This is a genomic window from Actinomadura sp. 6K520, from assembly GCF_004349245.1.
Classification (GTDB): Bacteria; Actinomycetota; Actinomycetes; order Streptosporangiales; family Streptosporangiaceae; genus Spirillospora.
In genome coordinates, this window is sequence record NZ_SMLC01000351.1 from 1 (window position 1) to 2,744 (window position 2,744).

3 protein-coding genes are annotated in these 2,744 nt (G+C 71.4%); 1 reads left to right on the forward strand and 2 read right to left on the reverse strand.

Annotated features, from left to right (window positions below):
• On the reverse strand, nt 1–848 hold an 848-nt coding region (locus tag E1289_RS37155; RefSeq protein ID WP_131988813.1), incomplete at its 3' end, for a serine/threonine-protein kinase.
• A 142-nt stretch (nt 849–990) separates the two neighbouring features.
• Between E1289_RS37155 and E1289_RS37160 the strand changes: the two genes are divergently transcribed.
• On the forward strand, nt 991–1,974 hold the full coding sequence (locus tag E1289_RS37160) for an alpha/beta hydrolase (RefSeq protein WP_207929412.1): 984 nt from the start codon (nt 991–993) through the stop codon (nt 1,972–1,974).
• Here E1289_RS37160 and E1289_RS37165 read toward each other — a convergent pair.
• On the reverse strand, nt 1,971–2,603 hold the full coding sequence (locus E1289_RS37165) for a hypothetical protein (protein ID WP_131988815.1): 633 nt from the start codon (nt 2,601–2,603) through the stop codon (nt 1,971–1,973). The genes E1289_RS37160 and E1289_RS37165 overlap by 4 nt on opposite strands.
• Between the last annotated feature and the right edge of the window lie 141 nt (nt 2,604–2,744).

Here is a 2,744-nt window from a genome sequence, read left to right on the forward strand (position 1 = left end):
GGGGTCGGGAGCGCGACCGGCGGCGGGGTCGCGGGCGGCTCCTCCTCGCCGGTCAGCGTCTGGATCAGCTGCTTCACCGCGGGACGCTCGGCCGGATCCTTCGCCAGCGAGCGGGCGACGAGATCGCGCAGCGCCGGGTCGAGGCCGTCCAGGTCGGCCTCGCCGCCGGTCACCCGGTTGATGATCTCCGGGAGCGTCCCGCCGCCGAACGGGGCGCGGCCCGTGCCCGCGTACGCGACGACGCAGCCCCAGGAGAACACGTCCGCCGCGGGCGTGATCTCCCGGCCGTGCATGAGCTCGGGCGCCATGTAGGCGGGGGTGCCGATGAACTGGCCGGTGCGGGTGGGGCCGTCGGTGGCGTCCAGGGCGCGGGCGATGCCGAAGTCGATCACGCGGGGGCCGGTCGGGGACAGCAGCACGTTGGACGGCTTGAGGTCGCGGTGCACGATCCCGGCGCCGTGGATGGCGCTCAGCGCGGTCGCGATGTTGACCGCGAGGGCCTCCAGGTCGCCGCCGCGCAGCGGCCCGTTCTCCTTGACGGCCGTTTCCAGCGGCGGGCCGGCGACGTACTCGGTCACGACGTACAGCGGCTCGCCGTCCAGCCGGGCGTCCAGCACCGCGGCGGTGCAGAACCGGCGGACCTGCCGCGCCGCCGTCACCTCGCTGCGGAACCGCTCGTGGAACGCCTCGTCGTCGGCCAGCTCCGCGTTGATGACCTTGACCGCGACCCGGCGCCCGGCATCGTCCTCGCCGAGGAAGACCGTCCCCATGCCGCCGCGGCCGAGCCGGCCGAGCAGCCGGTAGGGGCCGAGCCGCCGCGGGTCTCGGTCACGAAGCGGGGCCTGCATGGGAGTCTCCCTGAGCCGCAGTGTCTTCTTTTCTTCCGCACTTCCTCTGACGCCGGAACAAAGCGCGCACGTTCCCGCGCGGCCCGGTTGTCCCGCCCATACGCTTAGATGCTGGAATCGGCGACCTGGTTCGGGAGGAAGCGTGGAAGTGACGGCGGACGTGCTCGGCCCCGGCTACGAGGCGATCGAGCTGCCGATGGGACGCGACGCCGAGGGCGAGGTCGTGGCGACGCTGGTGCGGCGGCGCGACGCCGGTTCCGGCTCCCGCAGGGCGGTGCTCTACCTGCACGGGTTCGTCGACTACTTCTTCCAGCGGCACCTGGCCGACTTCTACGTGGCGCTCGGTTTCGACTTCTACGCGCTCGACCTGCGCAAGTACGGGCGGTCGCTGCGTCCGCACCAGACCCCGAACTATGTCGAGAGCCTTTCGGACTACTTCCCGGAGATCGACGAGGCCGTCCGGATCGTCCGGGACGTGGACGGGCACGACACGCTCCTGCTGAACGGCCACTCGACCGGCGGCCTGATCGCCGCGCTCTGGGCCGACCGCGCGAAGGGCACGGGCCTGGTCGACGGGGTGTTCCTGAACAGCCCGTTTCTCGACATCGCCGAGCCGCTGGTGATGCGCAAGGCGGGCGCCGGCCTCGCGCGGGCGCTGCGCTCCCGGTTCCCGAAGGCGAAGCTGCCGGCGGGCGTGTCCGACCGGTACCCGCGGAGCATCCACCGCGACCACGAGGGCGAGTGGGACTTCGACCTGGAGTGGAAGCCGATCCTCGGATTCCCGGTGCGGGCGGCGTGGCTGGCGGCCGTGCGCCGCGGCCAGCTCCGCCTCCACCGGGGCCTCGACGTGGACGTGCCGGTCCTGGTCATGGCGTCGACGCGCAGCATCCGGCCGACCCGCAAGGTGCTGGACGTGACGGGCGCCGACGCCGTCCTGGACGTCGAGCACATGGCGCGGTGGGCGCCGCGGATCGGGCGGCATGTCACGCTCGTCCGGATCGAGGGCGGCCTGCACGATCTGGTGCTGTCGGCCGAGCCCGCGCGGACGCGGGTCTTCGAGGAGCTGACCCGCTGGACGAACGGCTACCTGCCCGCGGAGAACCCGGCCGGCCGAGAACCCGGCTAGTCGAGGACCTTCGACATGTCGAAGTCGTCGAACTGGGCGTTCACCTGCTGGGCCTTGTTCCCGCCCCGCTGAACCTCCATCCCGACCCACCCGTTGTCGAGCGGCTGGTCGGTGTCCGTCACGTCGATGACCTGCTCGCCGTTCACCCACAGCCGCAGCCTGACCCGCTTCCCGCCGTCCTGGCCCGCGCAGCCGATCTGCAGCTTGTTCCCGCCGTCGCCGGAGAAGCCGGGCACCGAGTCGGTGACGGCGAGTTCCTTGCTGCCCTGGGCCCCGTTGGTCTTGCGGAGCACCGCGCCCTTGCCGTCGTTGCGGATCAGGAAGAGGTACTGGTAGATCGTGTTGCGGTCGTTGTTCGCGCGGCACAGGAGCCCGTACCGCGCATCGGGGGATCCCTCGGTGACGGTGGCGGTCACGGTCGCCAGGATCGGGTCGGGGAAGGTCTTCACGTCGTCCTTCGGCACCCACCTGCTGACGGTTTCGCTGTAGTTGTCCGTGCGCATGAAGTACTTGCCGTCGCGGTAGCCGTACTCGTCGCCGAAGCTCTGCCAGCCGGACTCGTCGTTGGCGAAGTCGTCGCTGAAGACCGTGGCGAGGTTCTCCGGCGGGCCGCCGCCCGGCCGCAGCACGGTGAACCCGACGACGGCGAGGACGGCGAGCGCGGCGACCGCCGCCGCACCGATGATCAGGGGACGGAGGGGGAGTCCCTGTCTCTTCTACACATCTGACGCTGACGACGATCTTACGCGTGTAGATCTCGGTGGGCGGCG